This is a genomic window from Streptomyces endophytica, assembly GCF_026153355.1.
In the GTDB taxonomy this organism is placed as follows: Bacteria; Actinomycetota; Actinomycetes; order Streptomycetales; family Streptomycetaceae; genus Streptomyces; species Streptomyces endophytica.
In genome coordinates this window covers 1,180,797-1,199,717 of the sequence record NZ_CP110636.1, presented here as the reverse complement: position 1 = coordinate 1,199,717, position 18,921 = coordinate 1,180,797, and the positions used below count along the sequence as shown (strand labels likewise).

Here is an 18,921-nt window from a genome sequence, read left to right as displayed (position 1 = left end):
GAGTCATGGGTGCTGGGTCGTGGGCCCCTCCTCGGTGCGGTCGGTGCGGTCGGTGCGGTTGGTGCGGTCAGGGTGGTCGGTGCGGTCAGGGTGGTCGGCGTGGTCGGTGTGGTCTGTGCGGTCGGCGTGGTGGCGGCGGGTCGTGGACCAGACGGCGGCGGTGATGCCGGAGAGGAGGAGGCCGGCGGGGAGCGCCAGGAGCAGCAAGGGACCGGGCGCCTCCCAGACGCCCAGGGCGTCGAGGCCGTAGCCCGTGCCCAGGGTGAGGGCGGTGACTCCGGTGATCAGACGGGCCGGTTCGAAGGGGTGGCGCTTCACTGGGGGGCTCCCTGGCGGGTCGGGGCGGCCGTTGCCGCGGCCGGTCGCGGGGCGGCGGGCGCCGTGGGCGTGGTGGCCGACGGGGACGCGGTGGCCGGCGGCACGGGCGTCGACGAGGCGGACGTCGACGGAATCGGCGCCGGGACCGCCATGGCGCGCTGGATGTCGACCTGGCCGGCGCCGACGCTGAGGTCCAGGTCGAGCACGCCGTGCGGCTTCTCGCCCTTCTTCAGGCCGTCGGCGGGCACCGTGATCGTCTTGTCCTGACCGCCCGCCAGCAGCTCCACGTGCTCGGCCGCTTCGCCGGGCAGCCGGATGTCACCCAGGCCGACCGATATGTGCAGCTGGGTGGTGACGCCCGGGGGCAGGGTCACCAGGAGGCGGCCGGCGCCCACCTCGGCGCGGGTGTGGACCGTACGGCCGCCCTTGAGGGGCAACTCGCTGAGGTCCAACTCGCCCGAGCCGGAGCCGAGTGCGTAGTGCGGCAGTACGGCGGCGACGGTGGTCGGGGTCCAGCTGCGGTTCTGCCAGTCGGCCGTGAAGGTGCGCGGCAGCACCGTCACGCCGGCCAGCATCAGGGCCGTCAGCACCATCAGGAAGACCGTGCCGCCGCCGGTCCGGCCGAACCAGGCGCTGAGGACCAGCCCCAGGCCGAAGACGACCAGCGCGGCGGCCAGGCCCGCCTGGACGGACGGCACGAAGGTGGTGTGCCGGGCGACGGCGAGGGCGGTGCCGGCCCCGCCGAACAGGGCGAGCAGGAAGGTCCGGCCGCCTATCGGACGCCCGGGGCGCCGGTTCCTGCGCGGGCCGCCGACGGGGTGGGCGCCGCCCGCCGGGACGGGCGGTCCCGGCGGCCGGCCGGCGCCGGACCAGGCGCCCCGACCGGAAGCGGTGGCCGCGTCCGCGCCATGGGTGAAGCGGTAGGTGAGGTCCAGGGGGAGCGGGGTGGTCTCCGGGCCCCAGAGATAGCCCCCGCCGGCCGCGTCCCGCGAGCGCGGATCGCGCCACCAGGAGGGGCTGGTGGGCACCGGCGGCGCCTTGGTCTCCGGCGGGGCGTCGGCGACCGCCTGGGCCGTGGCGGCGTCCATCGACTCCGGGCCCCGGGCCTCCGCCTGCCGGCGCCGCCGCGACCAGTACGCCGAACCGCCCACCGCCAGCAGCAACATGATGGCGAAGGACATCATGCTGCCCTTGGCGAGCGTGGTCAGGAACAGTCCGCAGCCGACCAGCGCGAAGAGCAGGGCGGTCAGTGCGGACCCCTCGACGCGGCCGGACAGCAGCCTGCGGCCCTCGTTCTCCTCCTCGCCGTCGAGGGGGATCGCCAGCCAGGCGAAGCCGTAGAGGATCAGGCCCACGCCGCCGACGGAGAGCACGGCCAGCACGATCCGGAAGATGACCGGGTCGAGGTCCCACTGCCGGCCCAGCCCGCCGCACACCCCGGCGACGACCTTGTGCCGCCGGCTGCGGCGCAGCGGCGGATGCGGTGGGGTGGGGCCGGCGGGGTCGGACGGCGCCGGCTCCGCGACGGGGGCTGCTTCGTTCATGGACCCATGGTGACAAGATCAACGCGGCCGCGGCATCCGTGGAAACCCTGGCAGATCCCTGAGATCCGCCGCCGGCACCCCCGACACTTCTCAGGGCCGTGCGGAAATCCCCCGCCGACGGGCATATGCCACGCGGTTCCGCCCGGACCGGCGGACCCGAACCTGCCAGCGGTGGGCCGGGGGCTGACCGCCGCCGCCGGAGACTATCGTTGCGCCTCGGATACGTACGGGTTTCCGGAGGGGCGTGCGGTGACGGAGGCGGCGTCGGTGGACGAGGGGCGACTGGTCGCCGGGCGATATCGCCTGGTTGAACGGATAGGCCAGGGCGGGATGGGCACCGTCTGGCGGGCCCGGGACGAACTCCTCGGGCGTCAGGTCGCCGTCAAGCGCCTGCACGTGTCGCCGCAGCTTGAGGCGGACGAACTGGCGACCCGCCATGAACGCACCACCCGTGAGGCGCAGGCCGCGGCGCGCATCAACCACCCCAACGTCGTGGGCGTCCACGACGTCGTGGACGACGCCGGGCTGCCCTGCATCGTCATGGAGTACGTCCCCTCCACGACGCTCGGAGACGCCATCAAAGAGGCCACGCGGACCGGTGGTTCGGTCACCCCGCGCGAGGCCGCCCGGATCGGCCGCGGCATGATCGCGGCACTGCGGGCCGCGCACTCCGCCGGTGTGCTGCACCGCGACGTCAAGCCCGGCAACGTGCTGCTCGGCGAGGACGGCCGGGTCGTGCTCACCGACTTCGGCATCGCGGTCGCCTCCGGCACGTCCACCCTCACCAAGACCGGCGAGCTGGTGGGCTCCATCGACTACTTGGCGCCGGAGCGCGTCAAGGGCGGCACCCCGGGCCCCGCCTCCGATCTGTGGGCACTGGGCGCGACGCTCTATCAGGCCGTCGAGGGACGGCCCCCGTTCCGTAAGAACACCGCGGTCGAGACGGCCTACGCGATCGCCATGGACCCGCTCGAACCGCCGCGCAACGCCGGGCCGCTCACCCCGCTCGTCGAGGCGCTGCTCGCCAAGGAACCGGAGGACCGGCCCACCGTCGACGTCGTCGAACAGGCGCTGCGGGCCGCCGAGAGCGACGCGGAGACCGCGCTGCTCGGCTGGCCGCCGCTGGCCCCCGGGTCGGCCGGCGAGGAACCGATCAGACCGGACGAGCACTCGGAGGCGACGACCCGCGCGGTGCCGCACACGGGCGGCGTACCGGCCGCTCCGGCCCGCACAGGAGCAACCACCGGCACCGGCACGGGCCTGGCCGTCGACGGCGGCGTCACGGGCCGGGTGGCCCTCCCCGACGGCGGCCTCGGCGGCCGTAAGGGCGTACCGGCCGGCGCCGCCGCGTCCCGTAAGCGGCGGGGCGGCCGGGGCGTGGCCCTGAGTGTCGCCGGGGCGCTGGTCGTCGGCGGCGGCGCGGGAGCGGCCTGGTACCTGACGCAGCATGAGGATCCCGCCTCGGCCAACAAGGCGACGGGCGACAAGGCGACGAGCGACAAGGGCGTGCCCGTGCTGCCGGGTGTGCCGAGCAGCAGCATCGGACCGCCGCCGCCCCTCCCGGCCGGCTACCACAAGGCCGTCGAGTCCGGGGTGGGCGTGACCTTCCCGGTGCCCGACGGATGGCGGCGCCAGGTCAAGGACGGCGGCCGGCAGATCGTCTACGCCTCCGACGCCGAGCTCGCCCAGATCACCGTCAGCGTCCTGGACTTCTCCTCGGCCGACCAGGTGCAGCACTTCAAGGACGTCGAGTCCGACTTCCGGAAGCTGTACCCGGTGTACACCCGGCTGCGCATGCAGGACACGGTGTTCCAGGGCGATCCCGCGGCCATCTGGGAGTTCACGTTCGGCGGCCGGGCCCGCACCTACCGCGGGATCGACCTGGGCTTCGGCCGCGAGGGCGACAAGGAGTACGCGATCTACGTCGCCGCCCCCGCGGCGAACTGGACGAAGTTCGAGAAGGTCTTCTCGGACGTGAAGGACGGCTTCCGCAAGATCGCCCCCAAGAGCTGAGACCCCGACCGGCTCAGGGGAACGTCAGGGCCGGTTCAGGGTCGACCCTGATGCCCCGGCCGCCCGGCGCGTGTGACGATCGGGGACATGACCACCGCACCACCCCGCGCCGAGACGACCTACGCCCCGGCGCCGGACCCCGACGAGCCACCCGTGCGCAAGCTCTACCGCAGCGCCGACGGGCGGCTGCTGGGCGGCGTCGCGCGCGGACTCGCCGGGCACCTCGGCCTGCCGGTCTCCTGGGTGCGGATCGTCTTCGTGGCCCTCTTCATGGCCGACGGCATGGGCGCCCTGCTGTACGCCGCGTTCTGGTTCTTCGTCCCGCTGGGCGTCGGGGGCGTGGAGCACCGGCAGCCCGCCCCCGGCGACGGCCGGCGGCGGCTGGCCCGCCGGCCCGAGCGGGGGCAGGTCTTCGCGCTGATCGCCCTGCTGATCGGCGCGGCCGTCGTCGCCTCCCGCTTCCAGCTCGGCCAGGCCGACGGCTATCTCTGGCCGGTCCTGCTGATCGGCGCCGGCGTCGCCCTGGTGTGGCGTCAGGCGGACAACTCCCGGCGCGCCCAGTGGCTGGAGCTCGGCCGCCGCAAGGGGCTGCTGCCGGTGCTGCGCGGCGCGGCCGGGGTGCTGCTGGTCTGCGTCGGCGTGACCGGCATCGTGGTGCTGCAGGGCTCGGTGCAGCACCTCGGCTCGGTGTTGCAGGCCGCGCTCGCCGTCGTCGTCGGCATCGCCCTGCTGGCCGGCCCGTATCTGGTGCGGATGGCCCAGGACCTCTCCGAGGAGCGGCTGATGCGGATCCGCGCCCAGGAGCGTGCCGAGGTCGCCGCCCACGTCCACGACTCCGTGCTGCACACCCTCACCCTGATCCAGCGCAACGCCGACGACCCCCGCGAGGTGGCGCGGCTGGCCCGGGCCCAGGAACGCGAGCTGCGCGCCTGGCTCTACAAGCCCGAGGGCCGCGGCAAGGACGAGGACGAGGAGCCGGCCACGCTCGCGGAGGCGGTGCGCAAGGCCGCCGCCGAGGTGGAGGACCACCACGGCGTCCCGATCGAGGTCGTGGTCGTCGGCGACTGCCCGCTGGACGAGGCGCTGGGCGCCCAGATGCAGGCCGCGCGCGAGGCGATGGTCAACGCCGCCAAATACGGCGGCGAGGGCGGCGCGGTCCAGGTGTTCGCCGAGGTGGAGGGCTCGTCGGTCTTCGTCTCGGTGCGCGACCGGGGCCCCGGATTCGACCTGGACGCCGTCCCCGCCGACCGGATGGGCGTCCGCGAGTCGATCATCGGCCGCATGGAGCGCCACGGCGGCACCGCCCGGCTGCGCTCCGCCCCCGAGGGCGGCACGGTCGTCGAGCTGGAGATGGAGCGCACCGCGCAGGAGGCCGAGACATGACCGGGCCGCGCGGGACACGGGATGATGACCGGGCAGACACCGAGGGACGGACGGAAGACATGAGCAGCGAGGGCGCACAGCAGGACGGCAACGGGGGCGCGGAGGACGGCGACCGCACCGTACGGGTGGTGCTGGTCGACGACCACCGGATGTTCCGTACGGGCGTCCAGGCCGAGATCGGCGTGACCGAGCGGACCCGCGTCGAGGTGGTCGGCGAGGCCGCCGACGTCGACCAGGCGATCACGGTCATCACCGCCACCCGCCCCGAGGTCGTCCTCCTGGACGTCCATCTCCCCGGGGGCGGCGGCGCCGAGGTGCTGCGCCGCAGCGCCGCGATGATGGCCGACCCCGAGCGCCCGGTCCGCTTCCTCGCCCTGTCCGTCTCCGACGCGGCCGAGGACGTCATCGGCGTCATCCGTGGCGGCGCCCGCGGCTACGTCACCAAGACGATCACCGGCACGGACCTGATCAACGCGATCTTCCGGGTGGCCGACGGCGATGCGGTCTTCTCCCCGCGGCTGGCCGGCTTCGTCCTGGACGCCTTCGCCTCGACGGACGCCCCGCCGATCGACGAGGACCTGGACCGCCTCACCCAGCGCGAGCGCGAGGTGCTCCGGATGATCGCCCGCGGCTATGCGTACAAGGAGGTCGCCAAGCAGCTGTTCATCTCCGTGAAGACGGTCGAGTCGCACGTCTCGGCGGTGCTGCGCAAGCTCCAGCTGTCCAACCGTCACGAGCTGACCCGCTGGGCCGCGGCCCGCCGCCTGGTCTGACCCGCGTCGCCCCGGGCGGCGCCACACGGACAACAGGGGGCACAGAGGAAGGTGTAAAGAAGGACCAAAGACGGGCAACCAGGACCACCCGGATCGCCTCTAAGGGCGCGGAGAGGCTCACTGCCGAAGGCGGGGCCCGAACCACCCCACCCCACGTCCTTCGCGTCATGCGTCCTGGAAGCGAGTTCCCGATGAGCCTGACGGGCACGCCCTTCTTCCTCACCTCGATCGTGCTGCTGGTCATCGCCGTCGTGCTGCCGCTCGCCATCTGGAGCCGGATAGCCGGCCCGCCGATGCTGCGCGGCCTCGCCCGGCTGCTGATGCTGCTGTTCGCCCAGGTCACCGCCATCACCGTGGTGTTCGTGCTGGTCAACAACGCGAACAACCTCTACGACACCTGGGGTGACCTGCTCGGCACCGACAGTCACGTCGCGGTCGCGAAGGACCTCGGACCGGACGGCATGGGCGGCCGGCAGATCAAGAACCAGCCCAGGCAGATCCAGCAGTTCCGGCCGGCCGACGACCCGAAGGTGGGCCCCGGCGTCCAGATGACCAACCTCAAGGGCCGCATCTCGGGCGTGGTCGGCGAGGTGTACGTCTGGCTGCCGCCGCAGTACAACGACCCGGCCTTCAGGAACAGGAAGTTCCCCGTCGTCGAGCTGCTGCCCGGCTACCCCGGGTCGGCGAAGGCCTGGTTCGGCGCGCTGCACGTCGCCGAGCAGCTCGGCCCGAAGATGCAGCGCGGCGAGATCAAGCCCGCCATCCTGGTGGCGCCGCGCACCACCCTCCTCACCGGAGCCGACACCGGCTGCGTCAACATCACCGGCAAGGTCAACGCGGACAGCTGGCTGACCGTCGACGTCCGCCAGATGATCGTCGACAACTTCCGGGCCGGCGACCAGCCGCACTCCTGGGCCCTGGCCGGCTACTCGGCCGGCGCCCACTGCGCCGCCAAGCTGGCCCTGGCCCACCCGGACCGCTACCGCGCCGCCGTCGCCATGTCCGGCTACAACGACCCGGCGCTGGAGCCCGACTCGCTCGCCGGCAAGGACCCCGTGCTGCGCGTCCAGTCCAACCCGCTGCACATCCTGAAGGCCGCCAATGCGGCCGGCCGTCCGCCGCGCACCGCCCTGTACGTGTCGGGCGCGGCCGGCGACGGCTACCAGGCGGGCATCGGCCTCCAGCAGCTCGCGAAGCGCCCGACGACGGTCACCGTGCACCAGATCGCGGCGAACGCCGGTGGCCACACCACGGTGGTGTGGCGCAACCAGGTCCCGGAGATCTTCCGCTGGCTGGGCATGCAGCTGCGGGCCTGAGCCGCGGACACGGGCGCGGCGGACCGGGCGCGGCGGACCGGATCCCCCGCGCCGGCCGCGCGGCCCCTACGCCGGTCGCGTGGCGCCCGCGAAGGGCATCTGGTCGATCGGCGCGATCCGCACCGGCGCGCCCGGGTGCGGCGCGTGGATCATCTTCCCGTCGCCGATGTAGAGCCCCACGTGGCTGATGGCGGTGTAGAAGAACACCAGGTCACCGGGGGCCAGTTGGGAACGGTCGATGCGCGGACCGGCGTTGATCTGGGTGTAGGTCGTGCGCGGGAGGGAGACCCCGCCCGACCGCCACGCCGCCTGGGTCAGCCCCGAGCAGTCGTACGCGGCGGGCCCGGTCGCGCCCCAGACGTACGGCTTGCCGAGCGCGGCGTAGGCGAACGAAACCGCCCGGGCGGCCCGCGCGTTGGGCGCCTGCTGCGCCGAGGCGGTGGCCGCGGCCGCCGAGCCGGTGGGGATCCCGCCGAGCAGACCGCCGTCGCGCCCGCCGTCCCCGCGGTCCGCCCGGCCGCCCGCCGTCCCGGCCCGTGAGCCGTCCCGTCCGGCCATCCGGCCCCGCTGCTCCGCCGTCAGCCGGGCCAGCAGCTGCTCGGCGGCGTCCAGTTTCCGCACGACGGTGACCCGGTGCTTCTTCAGCGTGGACTCGTTCCGGGTCAGCCGTTCCGCGGTCTCCTCGGCCCGCTGCCGGACCTGCCGCACGCTGCCGAGCCGGCGGGTGTACCCGGCCACCGCGGTCGCCTGGTGGCTGCCCGTCCGCTCCAGCACCGCGGCGCCGTCCAGATAGCGCTGCGGATCGGCGGACAGCAGCAGCCGTACGGTCGGGTCCATGCCGCCGGAGCGGTACTGGGAGGCGGCCAGGGCGCCCAGCCCGGCCCGCGCGGTGTTCAGCTTCTGGGTCCTGCGGGCCGCCTCGTCCTGCAGCCTGCTCAGCTCCTCGCGTGCGCTCTCGGCGGCTTCCTTCGCGCCGTCGTACTTCTGTGTGGCCACCTCTGCCTCCTGGTACAGCGCGTAGACCCGGCCCTTGACCTGGGCGGGGGTGGACAGGTTCGCCGCCTGGCCGGTGCCGTCGAAGGCGGTGGCGGTGGCGGCGCCGGCGAGGGCCAGCGTGGCGGCCGTGCGGGCGGTGCGCGCGGTGCGCGAGCCGCCGGTGAGCGAGGCGAGCGGATGCTGCCTGGGCTTGCGGTGCGAGGCCACGGTGGCCGTCACTTCCTTCCCTTCGGGCCGTGGGCCCGGCGGCGGCCCGTGAGACGGGGGCCGCCGCCGTACCTCTCGGCGGGGCGGCCGACGGAACGCCGGTGCGGGGTCCGGCGCGGCGGGGAGTCGGCCGCCTGGAGGAGGACGCTAAGCCCGGGCGTCACGGGGGTGGGCTCGCTTGCGCGGCATTGTTCGGTTTCGACCGCTGCCGGAACGCGGCTGACCGGAGCGCCATCGCCCGGTCGCCGGGGCCGCTCCGCGCTGACCGAAGCGGCGAATGTGGACGCCCTGCCGGAAAGGGCGTGCTATGCGGCGGATACGATCCGGCCCCATGGACGTAGTCATCAATATCTTCGTCGGCCTGCACATCATCGGCATCGCCTCCCTGCTGGGCGGCTTCCTGACGCAGATGAAGGCGATGGGTGCGGGCACCGCCCGGTTCGTTCCGGCCATGCTGCACGGCGCGCTGACGATGCTGGTCACCGGCATCGTGCTGGTCGGCCTCAACCAGGCGCAGGACCACCCGGTCAACACCATCAAGATCGGCATCAAGATGGCCGTCCTGGTGGTGATCCTGGCGCTGGTCTACGTGAAGCGGGACGAGGAGCAGATCGACAAGGCGCTGTTCGGCGCGGTCGGCGGTCTCACGATGGCCAACATCTTCATCGCCGTCCTCTGGACCTGAGAACGCCGGCCGCCGGACCCGGGCCCCGTAGTGCCCGGGACCTGGCAACGACGCACCCACAGCAGCACACCGCGCGGCCGTCGCGCTCCGTAATTCCGGAGGCGAGGGCCGCGCGGTGGCGTGTGGGGGGTAGCCGTGGGGGGTGGCCAGAGGGGGAGCGGGGCCGGGCGTCAGCCCAGGCGGACGCTCCCGTAGATCGGCATGTAGTAGATCGACTCCTCCCGGACGTTGGCGCCCGGGTGCGGGGCGTGGATCATCTTGCCGCCGCCTATGTACATGCCGACGTGGCTGATGTCGTCGAAGAAGAAGACCAGGTCACCGGGTTGCAGGTCCTTGGTCGCCACCCGCTGGCCGACCTTGACCTGTTCCCAGGTGGTGCGCGGCAGATCGACCCCGGCCGCCTTCCACGCCGCCTGGGTCAGCCCCGAGCAGTCGTAGGACGAGGGCCCGGTGGCGCCCCAGACGTACGGCTTGCCGATCTGGGCGCGGGCGAACGCGAGGGCCTTCTCGGCCTTGGTGGACTGCGAGCCCCCGGTGGAGCCGCCGGTGTCCCCACCGGTCTGGCCGCCGGTCGAGCCGCCGTCCTGCTGCTGCTGCCGCTCGCGCTCCTGCTGCTTGCGCGCCTCCTCCGCGGCCCGGCGCTTGGCCGCCGCCTCCTTCTGACGCTCCAGTTCGGCCAGCCGCGCCTTCTCCTGGGCGGTCAGCCGGGACAGCAGCTGCCGGGCCTCGGCCAGCTTCTGCTGCACGGAGCGCTTGGACTCCTTCAGGGCGGCCTGCGAGCTCTGCAGCTGATCCAGGCTGCGGCTCGCCTCGGCCCGCTGCCGGGCGGCGGCCGCGGCCTGCTGCTGGTAGTCGGTGACGGCCTGCTGCTGCCGCCCGGTCAGCCGCTCCATCAGGTGGCTGCGGTCGAAGAACTGCTGCGGGTCCTTGGCGAGCATCAGCTGCGCGGTGGGGTTCATGCCGCCGGTGCGGTACTGCGCCGAGGCGAACGTTCCGAGCTCCCGCCGGGACGCGTTCATCTTCTCCGCCCGCTTGGCCGCGGCATTGAGCAGCCCGTCCACGGTCTCGCGCTGGTGATCGGCGCGCTCCTTGGCGGCGTTGTACTTCTGGGTCGCCACCTCGGCCTGCCGGTAGAGGCCGTCGACCTTCTGCTTGACCTCTTCGATGCTGGGCTTGGGGGCCCGGGGGCGGCGTCGGCGGTCTGCGAGAGCAGGGTGACCGAGGCGAGTGCGGCGGTGGTGAGCCCGGCCGCCGTACGACGGCTTCCGGGCGAGGTGAGAACGCTGGTGCGCGGCTTGCGATGGGACGCCAAGGCCGGCAACTCCTTCCGTGGACCGCCTACCGGGTTAGCTGTCGGGTTCGGGCGGTGTCACTGACGGAAGGCCGTGCCCTACGGTCCGTACGTCCGCTGGCGTCGGTCGGACGGATCGATTCACCCCGGTGGTGCTGGTGGGTCCCCGGCTCCGGGTGACCCTGGCGTGACCGGAGGGACACGTTGCGGGCAGGGCCGGACTCGGCGTGGGCGGCCCGTGCGAACACTGTCGTCCGCGGGGAGGCGGGCTGCCTGAGCGAGGACGTTAGCCAACTCGTGTGGCTCCTGTGAAGGCTGATGTTCGATATGCCCGAAACCTTTTCGTGACCTGAGAGATAGCGTTCCGCTTTGTCACTGTCCGGCCACTTGTCCACAGTCCCCGGCACGCTGTCGGTGCGGCGGCCTAGACTCGGTGGGCGATGAGCAGCCTCTTTGACGACAGCTTCCTGGCGGACCTCGGCCACAAGGACGAGGAGCCCCCGCCGCCCCCGAGGACGAGCACGGGCCGGTCCCCGAGGAGATCCCCGCCGACCTGTTCGGCGGGCGGTTCGACGCGCCCGTGCCCAGGGACGCGTACTACCGCGACGGCGCCGCCCGCCCGGCCATCGACCCCGCCGCGCTGCTTGAGGGGCTCAACGACCAGCAGAAGGCCGCCGTGGTGCACACCGGCGGACCGCTGCTGATCGTCGCCGGCGCCGGCTCCGGCAAGACCCGGGTGCTCACCCACCGCATCGCGCACCTCCTCGCCGAGCGGCACGTCCACCCCGGCCAGATACTCGCGATCACCTTCACGAACAAGGCCGCCGGCGAGATGAAGGAGCGCGTCGAGCAGCTGGTCGGCCCTCGCGCCAACGCCATGTGGGTCTCCACCTTCCACAGCGCCTGCGTGCGGATCCTGCGCCGCGAGTCCAAGAAGCTGGGCTTCACGTCCTCGTTCTCGATCTACGACGCCGCCGACTCCAAGCGCCTGATGTCCCTGGTCTGCCGCGATCTGGACCTCGACCCCAAGCGCTTCCCGCCCAAGTCCTTCAGCGCGAAGATCTCCAACCTCAAGAACGAGCTCATCGACGAGGAGACCTTCGCCGGGACGGCCGCCGACGGCTTCGAGAAGACCCTGGCCGAGGCGTACGCGATGTACCAGGCGCGGCTGCGCGAGGCCAACGCCCTGGACTTCGACGACATCATCATGACCACGGTCAACCTCCTCCAGGCCTTCCCGGACGTCGCCGAGCACTACCGCCGCCGCTTCCGGCACGTCCTCGTCGACGAGTACCAGGACACCAACCACGCCCAGTACACCCTCGTCCGCGAGCTCGTGGGGACCGGCACCGCCGACATCCCCGCCGCCGAGCTGTGCGTCGTCGGTGACGCCGACCAGTCGATCTACGCCTTCCGCGGCGCCACGATCCGCAACATCCTCCAGTTCGAGGAGGACTACCCGGACGCGACCACGATCCTGCTGGAGCAGAACTACCGCTCCTCGCAGACGATCCTCTCGGCCGCCAACGCGGTCATCGAGCGCAACGAGAACCGCCGCCCCAAGAACCTCTGGACCGACGCCGGCGCCGGCCCCAAGATCAACGGCTATGTCGCCGACACCGAGCACGACGAGGCGCAGTTCGTCGCCGACGAGATCGACCGGCTGGCCGACGCCGGCGACGCCAAGGCCGGCGACGTCGCCGTCTTCTACCGCACCAACGCCCAGTCCCGCGTCTTCGAGGAGATCCTCATCCGGGTCGGGCTGCCCTACAAGGTCGTCGGCGGCGTGCGCTTCTACGAGCGCAAGGAGGTCCGCGACATCCTCGCGTACCTGCGCGTGCTCGCCAACCCCGAGGACAGCGTCCCGCTGCGCCGCATCCTGAACGTCCCCAAGCGCGGCATCGGCGAGCGCGCCGAGGCGATGATCGACGCCCTGTCGCTCCGCGAGAAGATCACCTTCCCGCAGGCCCTGCGCCGGGTCGACGAGGCGTACGGCATGGCGGCCCGCTCCGCCAACGCCGTCAAGCGCTTCAACGTCCTCATGGAGGAGCTGCGGACGATCGTCGAGTCCGGTGCCGGGCCCGCCACGATCCTGGAGGCCGTCCTGGAGCGCACGGGCTACCTCGCCGAACTCCAGGCGTCCACCGACCCGCAGGACGAGACCCGGATCGAGAACCTCCAGGAACTCGCCGCGGTCGCCCTGGAATTCGAGCAGGACCGCGGTGAGGAGGCCGCGGCACCAGGGGCGGCCGCCCCGGGCGGCACCCTCTCCGACTTCCTCGAACAGGTCGCGCTGGTCGCCGACTCCGACCAGATCCCCGACGAGGACGAGGAAGGCAGCGGCGTGGTCACCCTCATGACGCTGCACACCGCCAAGGGCCTGGAATTCCCCGTCGTCTTCCTGACCGGCATGGAGGACGGCGTCTTCCCGCACATGCGCGCGCTGGGCCAGACCAAGGAGCTGGAGGAGGAGCGCCGGCTGGCGTACGTCGGCATCACCCGCGCCCGCGAGCGGCTGTACGTCACCCGCTCGACGATGCGCAGTGCCTGGGGCCAGCCCTCGTACAACCCGCCGTCGCGGTTCCTGGAGGAGATCCCGGACGACTACGTCGACTGGAAGCGGACCGGCCCGGCGACGCCGTCCGCGTCGATGGGCGGGCTCTCGTCCCGGGGCGGCAGCGGTGGCGGCTTCGGCGGGGGCATCGGCTCCTCGCTGTCCTCGTCCCGCGCCAAGGGACCGAGCGGGTTCGCCACCCGCCGGACCGGTGACCGCCAGGTGGTCTCGCTGGCCATCGGCGACCGCGTCACCCACGACAGCTTCGGGCTGGGCACGGTCGTCGCCGTCAAGGGCAGCGGGGACAACGCCGAGGCGACGATCGACTTCGGCGGCGAGAAGCCCAAGCGGCTGCTGCTGCGGTACGCCCCGGTGGAGAAGCTCTGACGAAGCCCTGGGCGCCGGCCGGTGGCCGGCGCCGCAGGAACGGTACGGCGGGGGTCAGTTCGGGTTGAGGCCGTGGCTGCGCAGCCACGGGATCGGGTCGACCGCCGCGCCGCCTCCGGGACGCACCTCGAAGTGCAGATGCGGGCCGGTGGAGTTGCCGGAGTTGCCCGAATAGGCGATCTGCTCACCGGCCTTGACCGAACCCGACCGGATCTTGGTGCTGCTCAGATGGCAGTACCAGGTCTCCGTGCCGTCCGGCGCGGTCACGATCGCCATGTTGCCGTAGGCGGAGTTCCACTGGGTGCGGATGGTGCCGTCGGTGGCGGACATGACCGGGGTGCCGTAGCTGACCGGGAAGTCGATGCCGGTGTGCACGGACATCCAGTTCACGCCGGCCTGGCCGAAGAGCGCGCTGAGCCCGTGCTGGGTCACCGGCAGGACGAACTTCGGCCGCATCGCCTCCTTGCGGGCGGCCTCCTCCGCCTTCCGCTTGCGCTCCTGCGCCTGGCGTTCCTTGAGGTCGAGCCGTTCCTGAGTGCGGCTGGCCCGGTCGCGGAAGTCGTCGGCGCCGGCGCTGAGTCCGGCGAGCTGGGTGTCGAGCTTCTTGTTGGCCGCGGTCCGCTGGACGCCGCCCGGGTCGGGCGCGCTGGCCTGGGTGGTGGTGTCGTCCTTGTCGTTGCCGCCGAGACCGGCGACGGATGCGGCGGCGACCCCGCAGACGCCCATGGCGGCGACCGACGGCACGGCGACGGTCAGCAGCGCCGAACGCTTCGCCGGGCGGCGCCGGCCGCGGCCGCGGACCGGCTTCCCGGCGGCGGGTCCGGCGACCCGCCGGGAAGCGGGCGCGGGGGCCGGGGAGGTCACCGGCATCGCCTGGGTCGGGGCCTCGGCCACGGCGGCGGCGTCGCCGTCGTGGGCGTCATCGGTGAGGCCGCCGGTGTCGTCGCGGTCGTCCCAGGCGACGGAGTCGGCCGGGGGCGGGCCGGGCTGGGCGGGGATGCCGGACATCAGCGGCTGGTCGGTGGTGGACCAGATCGCGGTGGCTTCGTAGCTCGCGGTGTCGAGCTGGTCCGTGTTCCTCGCGTCGACGCCGACGGCGTCGAAGGTCGCGGTCTCGAAGGCTGCCATCTCGAAGGCCGCGGACTCCTCGACCGCGGCGGCCTGCTGCCCGAGGGCGTCATAGCCGACCGTCGTCCCGTACGCCTCGTGCGCACCCACCGTCTCGTAGCCACCGGTCGTCCCGTACGCGTCGTACGCGCCGGCGGGGTAACTGCCGGTGTCGTAGCCGGTGGTGGGGTAGCTGCCGGTGTCGTACCCGCCGACGCCGTAGACCGTGGCGCCGTGGGTGTCGTAGCCGCTCGGGTCCTGCGCCGGGGTCTCGTACGAGGTGTGCGCGTACGGGTCGTAGGCGCCGCTGTCCCACTGCGCCGTGGGGTAGCCGCCGGTTTCGTACCCACCGGTGGCGTAGCCGTCGCCCGCCGCCGGGTAGGTCCCCGTGCCGTAGTCGCCGGTGCCGTAGCTGCCCGTGCCGTACGTGCTCATGTCGTAGGCGCCGGTGTCGTACGTGCCGCCGGGATAGCCGCCGGTGTCGTAACCGCCCGTGGCGTGGGCACCGGTGTCGTACGCGCCGGGGAGCGAGCCGAAGAGGGGGTCGCCGTCGCCATATTCGGCGCCACCTGCCGGGGAATGCTGCTGCCCGTAGGACTCGTAGGCCGGATAGGGCGCATACGAGGCGTCGGAAGCGGAGCCGGTCGGAAGCGTGGCCTCCGATGGGTGACGGTCGTTCACCAACTTCTCTTTCGCCTCGGCAGCAGGAGAATTAGCGGCGACTGTACCCGGCGGTACACGACGGCGACAATCTTCCACAGGTTTTGGGCTCGCCGAGACCGGGCATTTGGCCGCCTTTCGGCAGAGCCCATGCGAGTTCTTGGCGCCCCGTTCGATGTCTGTTCGATCGCCCGTCACGGTGCGGAGCGGCCTCAGGCCACGGATATGACTCCGCTGGTCCCCTCTCCGGCCGCCGGGACCGCCGCGGCCAGTGCCTCGCGTATGCCGGCCGCGACGGTGCCGTTCACCGGGAGGGCGAGATGTCCGACACCGGCGACATGAACGTTGTGGGCGAGCAAATCCGGGTGATCGATTCTGGCCGCGGTGGCTGGAATCATCACCTGATCCGCCTCGCTCCAGAAAGCGACGAATTGCGTGCGGCAATTCGGCGCCGGCAGCGACAACTCCGCTATCACCTCGGAATCGGGGCGCATCTGGCGGACGATCGGGTGCGCCGACATCAAAGGGGCGATGCGGGTGCCGGCGTGCGGGGTGCCGAGGGTGACGACCCTGCGGACCCGGGCGTCACCGCCGAGCCGCTGGACGTAGTAGCGGGCGATCAGGCCGCCCAGGCTGTGCCCGACGATGTCCACCCGGCGGTGGCCGGTCCGCGCGCAGACGTCCGCCACATGCCGGCCCAGCAGCTCCGCCGCCTTCCGCAGGTCGCAGGTCAGCGGGGAGTAGTTGAGCGCCTCGACATGGCACCAGCCGTGGCGCCGCAGCGAACGCCGCAGCAGCACGAAGACGGAGCGGTTGTCGATGAAACCGTGCAGCAGCAGGACGGGCGGATGCGCCCGGCCCTCGGTCGGGAGGAGCGGAACGGTGCCCTCCGTCGAGCGGGACGGCCCCGGCACGGGGCGTTCCCGGGACATGCCGGTGGGATAGAGGAGCAGATGCCCGGCGAGGACCGCGAGGTCCACGAGGGTGCTGCGAAGACAGGGCAGGGTCTGCATGACCGACCTCCCGAACGGCATGCGGCAGGCGGCGCTGACCCCCGATGCCCTCGTGGGAAGCCATGAGCGGCGGCGCACGGGCGCACTCGCCCCGATACGCGTGACGATCGATGGTGCGGCGGCCCGGCTGCGGCTCCCCGAGCGCCCGGCCCGCGCGCACTCCGCCCGGCCCTGGCGGTACGACGCACGGAACGCGGCGCGTAGCGAACGTGTCCCAGGTGTGATTTCCCCCTCGCCGGATGTCACGAAACGGCTGGATACTGGATGCTGGCGATAACGTTCGTTCACGTCGTGGCCGCCGGATCGCGGTCGCGCGCCCGATTGTCGGCTTGGCGGCACCACCGTGCCGTGCAGGGCTTGGAGGCAGTGATGAGTGTGGCTCGGCAGGACGGAGCGCAGGCGGGGACCCCTGGCGCGGCGGGCCGGTCGGGGCCGATCCGTGTCGTGGTGGCCAAGCCGGGGCTGGACGGGCACGACCGGGGCGCCAAGGTCATCGCCCGGGCGCTGCGCGACGCCGGTATGGAGGTCATCTACACCGGGCTGCACCAGACCCCGGAGCAGATCGTCGACACCGCGATCCAGGAGGACGCCGACGCGATCGGGCTGTCCATCCTCTCCGGCGCGCACAACACCCTCTTCGCGAAGGTCATCGCGCTGCTGGCGGAGCGCGACGCGGCGGACATCAAGGTCTTCGGCGGCGGCATCATCCCCGAGGCCGACATTCCCCCGCTGAAGGCCCAGGGCGTCGCCGAGATCTTCACGCCCGGCGCGACCACCGCCTCGATCGTGGAGTGGGTCAACGCGAACGTGCGCTCGCTGGCGGTCTGAGGCCCCGGGGGCGACGAGCGCGATCATGGCGCGGACCCGTCGCCCGGGGCGGCGGTAGCGGCACCGGCGGCCGTGTCGGCACCGGCAGCCGTGTCGGCACCGGCGACAGCGCGGGCAGTAGCAGCGGCGGCGGCGCCGGCGGTCGGGCCGCTGCCGCCGGTGGTCCCGGCGTCCGGCGGCGGGAGGAGTTCGGCGCGCATCGTGGCGCGCAGCCGGAGCGTGCCGACCAGTCGCTGGAACGCCTCGGACCAGTAGCCGCCGGAGCCGGGCGAGGCGCCCTCGGGCTCGTCCGTGACCGCGGTGAGCATCGCGAGCCGGTCCGCCGCCGCCGGGTCCAGACAGCGCTCGGCCAGGCCCATCACCCCGCTGAAGCTCCACGGATAGCTGCCGGCGTCCCGGGCGATGTCCAGGGCGTCGACGACGGACCGGCCCAGCGGCTCGGCCCAGGGGACCGCGCACACCCCGAGCATCCGGAACGCGTCCGACAGGCCGTGCGCGGCGATGAACTCCGCCACCCAGCCGGCCCGTTCGCCGTCCGGGAGCACGGTCAGCAGTTTCGTCAGGTCCCGTGAGGAGCCGGCCGGTGCGACCTCGTCGGTCCGGGACGGCGCGCCGGGCACGCCCAGCAGGGCCCGCGCCCAGGCCGCGTCCCGCTGGCGCACGGCGGCCCGGCACCAGGCGTCGTGCAGCTCGGTCCGCCAGTTGTCCGCCACCGGGAGCGCGACGATCTCCTCCGGAGCGCGGCCGCCGAACCACGCCTCCCATCCGCCGAGCGGCGTCGCCTCCACCAACTGGCCCAGCCACCAGGACCGTTCGCCCCGCCCGGAGGGCGGCTTGGACACCACGCCGTCCCGCTGCATCCCCGCGTCGCACTCCCGGGGCGGCTCGACCCGGATCACCGCCTCCGGGCCCGCCGCGGGATCCAGGCCCACGCAGACCTGCGCCCGCCGCGCCATCCGGGCCGCGAGGGCCGAACCGGGCAGCGCGGAGAGCAGCTCGGCGGCGGTGGCCCGGACCGTGCGGCTGCGATCGGACAGCGCCTGCTCCAGGAACGGCTCGTCGCCCGCCGTGAGCCCGTCGCGCAGCGAGTCGAGGAACATCAGCCGGTCCTCGGCGCGCTCCGTGGACCAGGTCGTCCCCAGCAGGTCCCGGCCCGCCTCCGGATCGCGGCGGCGCACCGCCGTCAACAGGGCCACTCGCTCCGCGAACAGCCCCTCCTCCCACCGCCGTGCGATCTCCTCGGGTGCCTCGCCCTCGGGCAGGACGGCCGCGCCGCCGGTCCCGCGGAGCGCGAACTTCCAGGCGTCGTTGAGCCGCGCCAGCCACAGCGCCCGCGGTCCGGCCAGCGCCAGCGCGGCCGGCCGCAGGTCCGTACGGGCCCGGGCGGTGTCGAGCAGCGCGGGCAGCAGGGCCTCCGGGGCGCGGTAGCCGTACGCGCCGGCGGCGGCCAGCCACTGGGGCAGCAGCTCGGTCAGGTCGGGGGACGCGCCGCGGCGGCCGCCGCCTCCCGTGTCGCCGCGGTCGGCGAGCAGCAGGGCGAGCCGGCGGCGCGCCGCGGGCGGCAGCGGCGGCCGCGGGTCGTCCGGTGCCGGGGCCGGCCGCTCACCGGCCGGGGCGGGGCGCAGCGCGGCCCGCCGCCGCACCGTGCTCACCGCGGCCGCGTCCAGCAGGGCCGCCGCGGCACTCTGCCCGGGCCGTACGGTCACCGGCGGCAGCCGCCGCTCGGTGCCCAGGAGCGCCGCGCTCACCAGATCGGGCCAGGGGGCCGGGGCGGTCGCCGGGGGTGTCGGGTTCGTCTCAGGGCTGGTGGTGGTCGTCATGCCCGTCCTCCAGGCATCGGTGGTGG

The 18,921-nt window shown here is 73.3% G+C and carries 12 protein-coding genes, 2 pseudogenes and 1 riboswitch; of the genes and pseudogenes, 7 read left to right on the top strand and 7 right to left on the bottom strand.

The genetic code is table 11. The annotated features are described in order from the left end of the window. Nucleotides 1–3: 3 nt before the first annotated feature. Both OJ254_RS05420 and OJ254_RS05415 read right to left on the bottom strand, forming a co-directional pair. Nucleotides 4–318 carry a hypothetical protein gene (locus OJ254_RS05420; protein WP_265361466.1) on the bottom strand — a complete coding sequence of 105 codons (315 nt, stop codon included), beginning with the start codon at nucleotides 316–318 and terminating at the stop codon, nucleotides 4–6. Then, on the bottom strand, nucleotides 315–1,862 hold the full coding sequence (locus OJ254_RS05415) for a PspC domain-containing protein (RefSeq protein WP_265361465.1): 1,548 nt from the start codon (nucleotides 1,860–1,862) through the stop codon (nucleotides 315–317). Before OJ254_RS05415 ends, OJ254_RS05420 begins: the two co-directional genes overlap by 4 nt. A 249-nt stretch (nucleotides 1,863–2,111) precedes the next feature. On the opposite strand from OJ254_RS05415, the gene OJ254_RS05410 reads away from it, so the two are divergent. The 4 genes from OJ254_RS05410 to OJ254_RS05395 all read left to right on the top strand — a co-directional run bounded on the left by OJ254_RS05410 (nucleotide 2,112) and on the right by OJ254_RS05395 (nucleotide 7,347). After that, entirely contained in the window at nucleotides 2,112–3,875 is a 1,764-nt protein-coding gene (locus OJ254_RS05410; protein WP_423835834.1) for a serine/threonine-protein kinase, read from the top strand. A gap of 87 nt (nucleotides 3,876–3,962) precedes the next feature. Then, the gene (locus tag OJ254_RS05405) at nucleotides 3,963–5,258 is read left to right on the top strand and encodes an ATP-binding protein (protein ID WP_265361464.1); all 1,296 of its coding nucleotides are present in this window, start codon (nucleotides 3,963–3,965) and stop codon (nucleotides 5,256–5,258) included. 59 nt (nucleotides 5,259–5,317) lie between these two features. Continuing rightward, on the top strand, nucleotides 5,318–6,031 hold the full coding sequence (locus OJ254_RS05400) for a LuxR C-terminal-related transcriptional regulator (RefSeq protein ID WP_265361463.1): 714 nt from the start codon (nucleotides 5,318–5,320) through the stop codon (nucleotides 6,029–6,031). Nucleotides 6,032–6,222: 191 nt separating this feature from the next. Continuing rightward, nucleotides 6,223–7,347 (top strand): alpha/beta hydrolase, encoded by a 1,125-nt coding sequence (locus OJ254_RS05395; RefSeq protein ID WP_265361462.1) that lies wholly within the window; start codon nucleotides 6,223–6,225, stop codon nucleotides 7,345–7,347. A gap of 66 nt (nucleotides 7,348–7,413) precedes the next feature. Here OJ254_RS05395 and OJ254_RS05390 read toward each other — a convergent pair whose 3' ends face one another. After that, entirely contained in the window at nucleotides 7,414–8,562 is a 1,149-nt protein-coding gene (locus OJ254_RS05390; RefSeq protein WP_265361461.1) for a C40 family peptidase, read from the bottom strand. 319 nt (nucleotides 8,563–8,881) lie between these two features. On the opposite strand from OJ254_RS05390, the gene OJ254_RS05385 reads away from it, so the two are divergent. After that, nucleotides 8,882–9,235: a hypothetical protein gene (locus OJ254_RS05385; RefSeq protein WP_265361460.1), complete on the top strand. Its 354-nt coding sequence runs from the start codon at nucleotides 8,882–8,884 to the stop codon at nucleotides 9,233–9,235. A gap of 170 nt (nucleotides 9,236–9,405) precedes the next feature. On the opposite strand, the pseudogene OJ254_RS05380 reads toward OJ254_RS05385, so the two are convergent. After that, a pseudogene (locus OJ254_RS05380) lies at nucleotides 9,406–10,547 on the bottom strand (C40 family peptidase). Nucleotides 10,548–10,554: 7 nt separating this feature from the next. Further along, nucleotides 10,555–10,724, bottom strand: a riboswitch (cyclic di-AMP (ydaO/yuaA leader). Nucleotides 10,725–10,966: 242 nt separating this feature from the next. On the opposite strand from OJ254_RS05380, the pseudogene pcrA reads away from it, so the two are divergent. Then, nucleotides 10,967–13,467 (top strand): annotated as a pseudogene (gene pcrA, locus OJ254_RS05375) (DNA helicase PcrA). Between the two features lie 54 nt (nucleotides 13,468–13,521). On the opposite strand, the gene OJ254_RS05370 reads toward pcrA, so the two are convergent. Both OJ254_RS05370 and OJ254_RS05365 read right to left on the bottom strand, forming a co-directional pair. Continuing rightward, on the bottom strand, nucleotides 13,522–15,255 hold the full coding sequence (locus tag OJ254_RS05370; protein ID WP_265361459.1) for a M23 family metallopeptidase: 1,734 nt from the start codon (nucleotides 15,253–15,255) through the stop codon (nucleotides 13,522–13,524). 191 nt (nucleotides 15,256–15,446) lie between these two features. Then, nucleotides 15,447–16,247, bottom strand: a complete 801-nt coding sequence (locus OJ254_RS05365) for an esterase/lipase family protein (RefSeq protein ID WP_265361458.1) — start codon at nucleotides 16,245–16,247, stop codon at nucleotides 15,447–15,449. A 369-nt stretch (nucleotides 16,248–16,616) separates the two neighbouring features. Between OJ254_RS05365 and OJ254_RS05360 the strand changes: the two genes are divergently transcribed. After that, complete coding sequence (locus OJ254_RS05360) at nucleotides 16,617–17,075, top strand: cobalamin B12-binding domain-containing protein (protein ID WP_261956117.1); 459 nt, start codon at nucleotides 16,617–16,619, stop codon at nucleotides 17,073–17,075. A gap of 23 nt (nucleotides 17,076–17,098) precedes the next feature. On the opposite strand, the gene OJ254_RS05355 is transcribed toward OJ254_RS05360, so the two are convergent. Then, on the bottom strand, nucleotides 17,099–18,895 hold the full coding sequence (locus tag OJ254_RS05355; protein ID WP_265361457.1) for a DUF5691 domain-containing protein: 1,797 nt from the start codon (nucleotides 18,893–18,895) through the stop codon (nucleotides 17,099–17,101). Between the last annotated feature and the right edge of the window lie 26 nt (nucleotides 18,896–18,921).

What these genes read in the sequence shown, in the direction of transcription:
- OJ254_RS05365 (WP_265361458.1), bottom strand. Translation starts at nt 16,247, where the DNA reads ATGCAGACCCTGCCCTGTCTTCGCAGCACCCTCGTGGACCTCGCGGTC.
- OJ254_RS05355 (WP_265361457.1), bottom strand. Translation starts at nt 18,895, where the DNA reads ATGACGACCACCACCAGCCCTGAGACGAACCCGACACCCCCGGCGACC.
- OJ254_RS05400 (WP_265361463.1), top strand. Translation starts at nt 5,318, where the DNA reads ATGAGCAGCGAGGGCGCACAGCAGGACGGCAACGGGGGCGCGGAGGAC.
- OJ254_RS05395 (WP_265361462.1), top strand. Translation starts at nt 6,223, where the DNA reads ATGAGCCTGACGGGCACGCCCTTCTTCCTCACCTCGATCGTGCTGCTG.
- OJ254_RS05385 (WP_265361460.1), top strand. Translation starts at nt 8,882, where the DNA reads ATGGACGTAGTCATCAATATCTTCGTCGGCCTGCACATCATCGGCATC.
- OJ254_RS05360 (WP_261956117.1), top strand. Translation starts at nt 16,617, where the DNA reads ATGAGTGTGGCTCGGCAGGACGGAGCGCAGGCGGGGACCCCTGGCGCG.
- OJ254_RS05415 (WP_265361465.1), bottom strand. Translation starts at nt 1,862, where the DNA reads ATGAACGAAGCAGCCCCCGTCGCGGAGCCGGCGCCGTCCGACCCCGCC.
- OJ254_RS05405 (WP_265361464.1), top strand. Translation starts at nt 3,963, where the DNA reads ATGACCACCGCACCACCCCGCGCCGAGACGACCTACGCCCCGGCGCCG.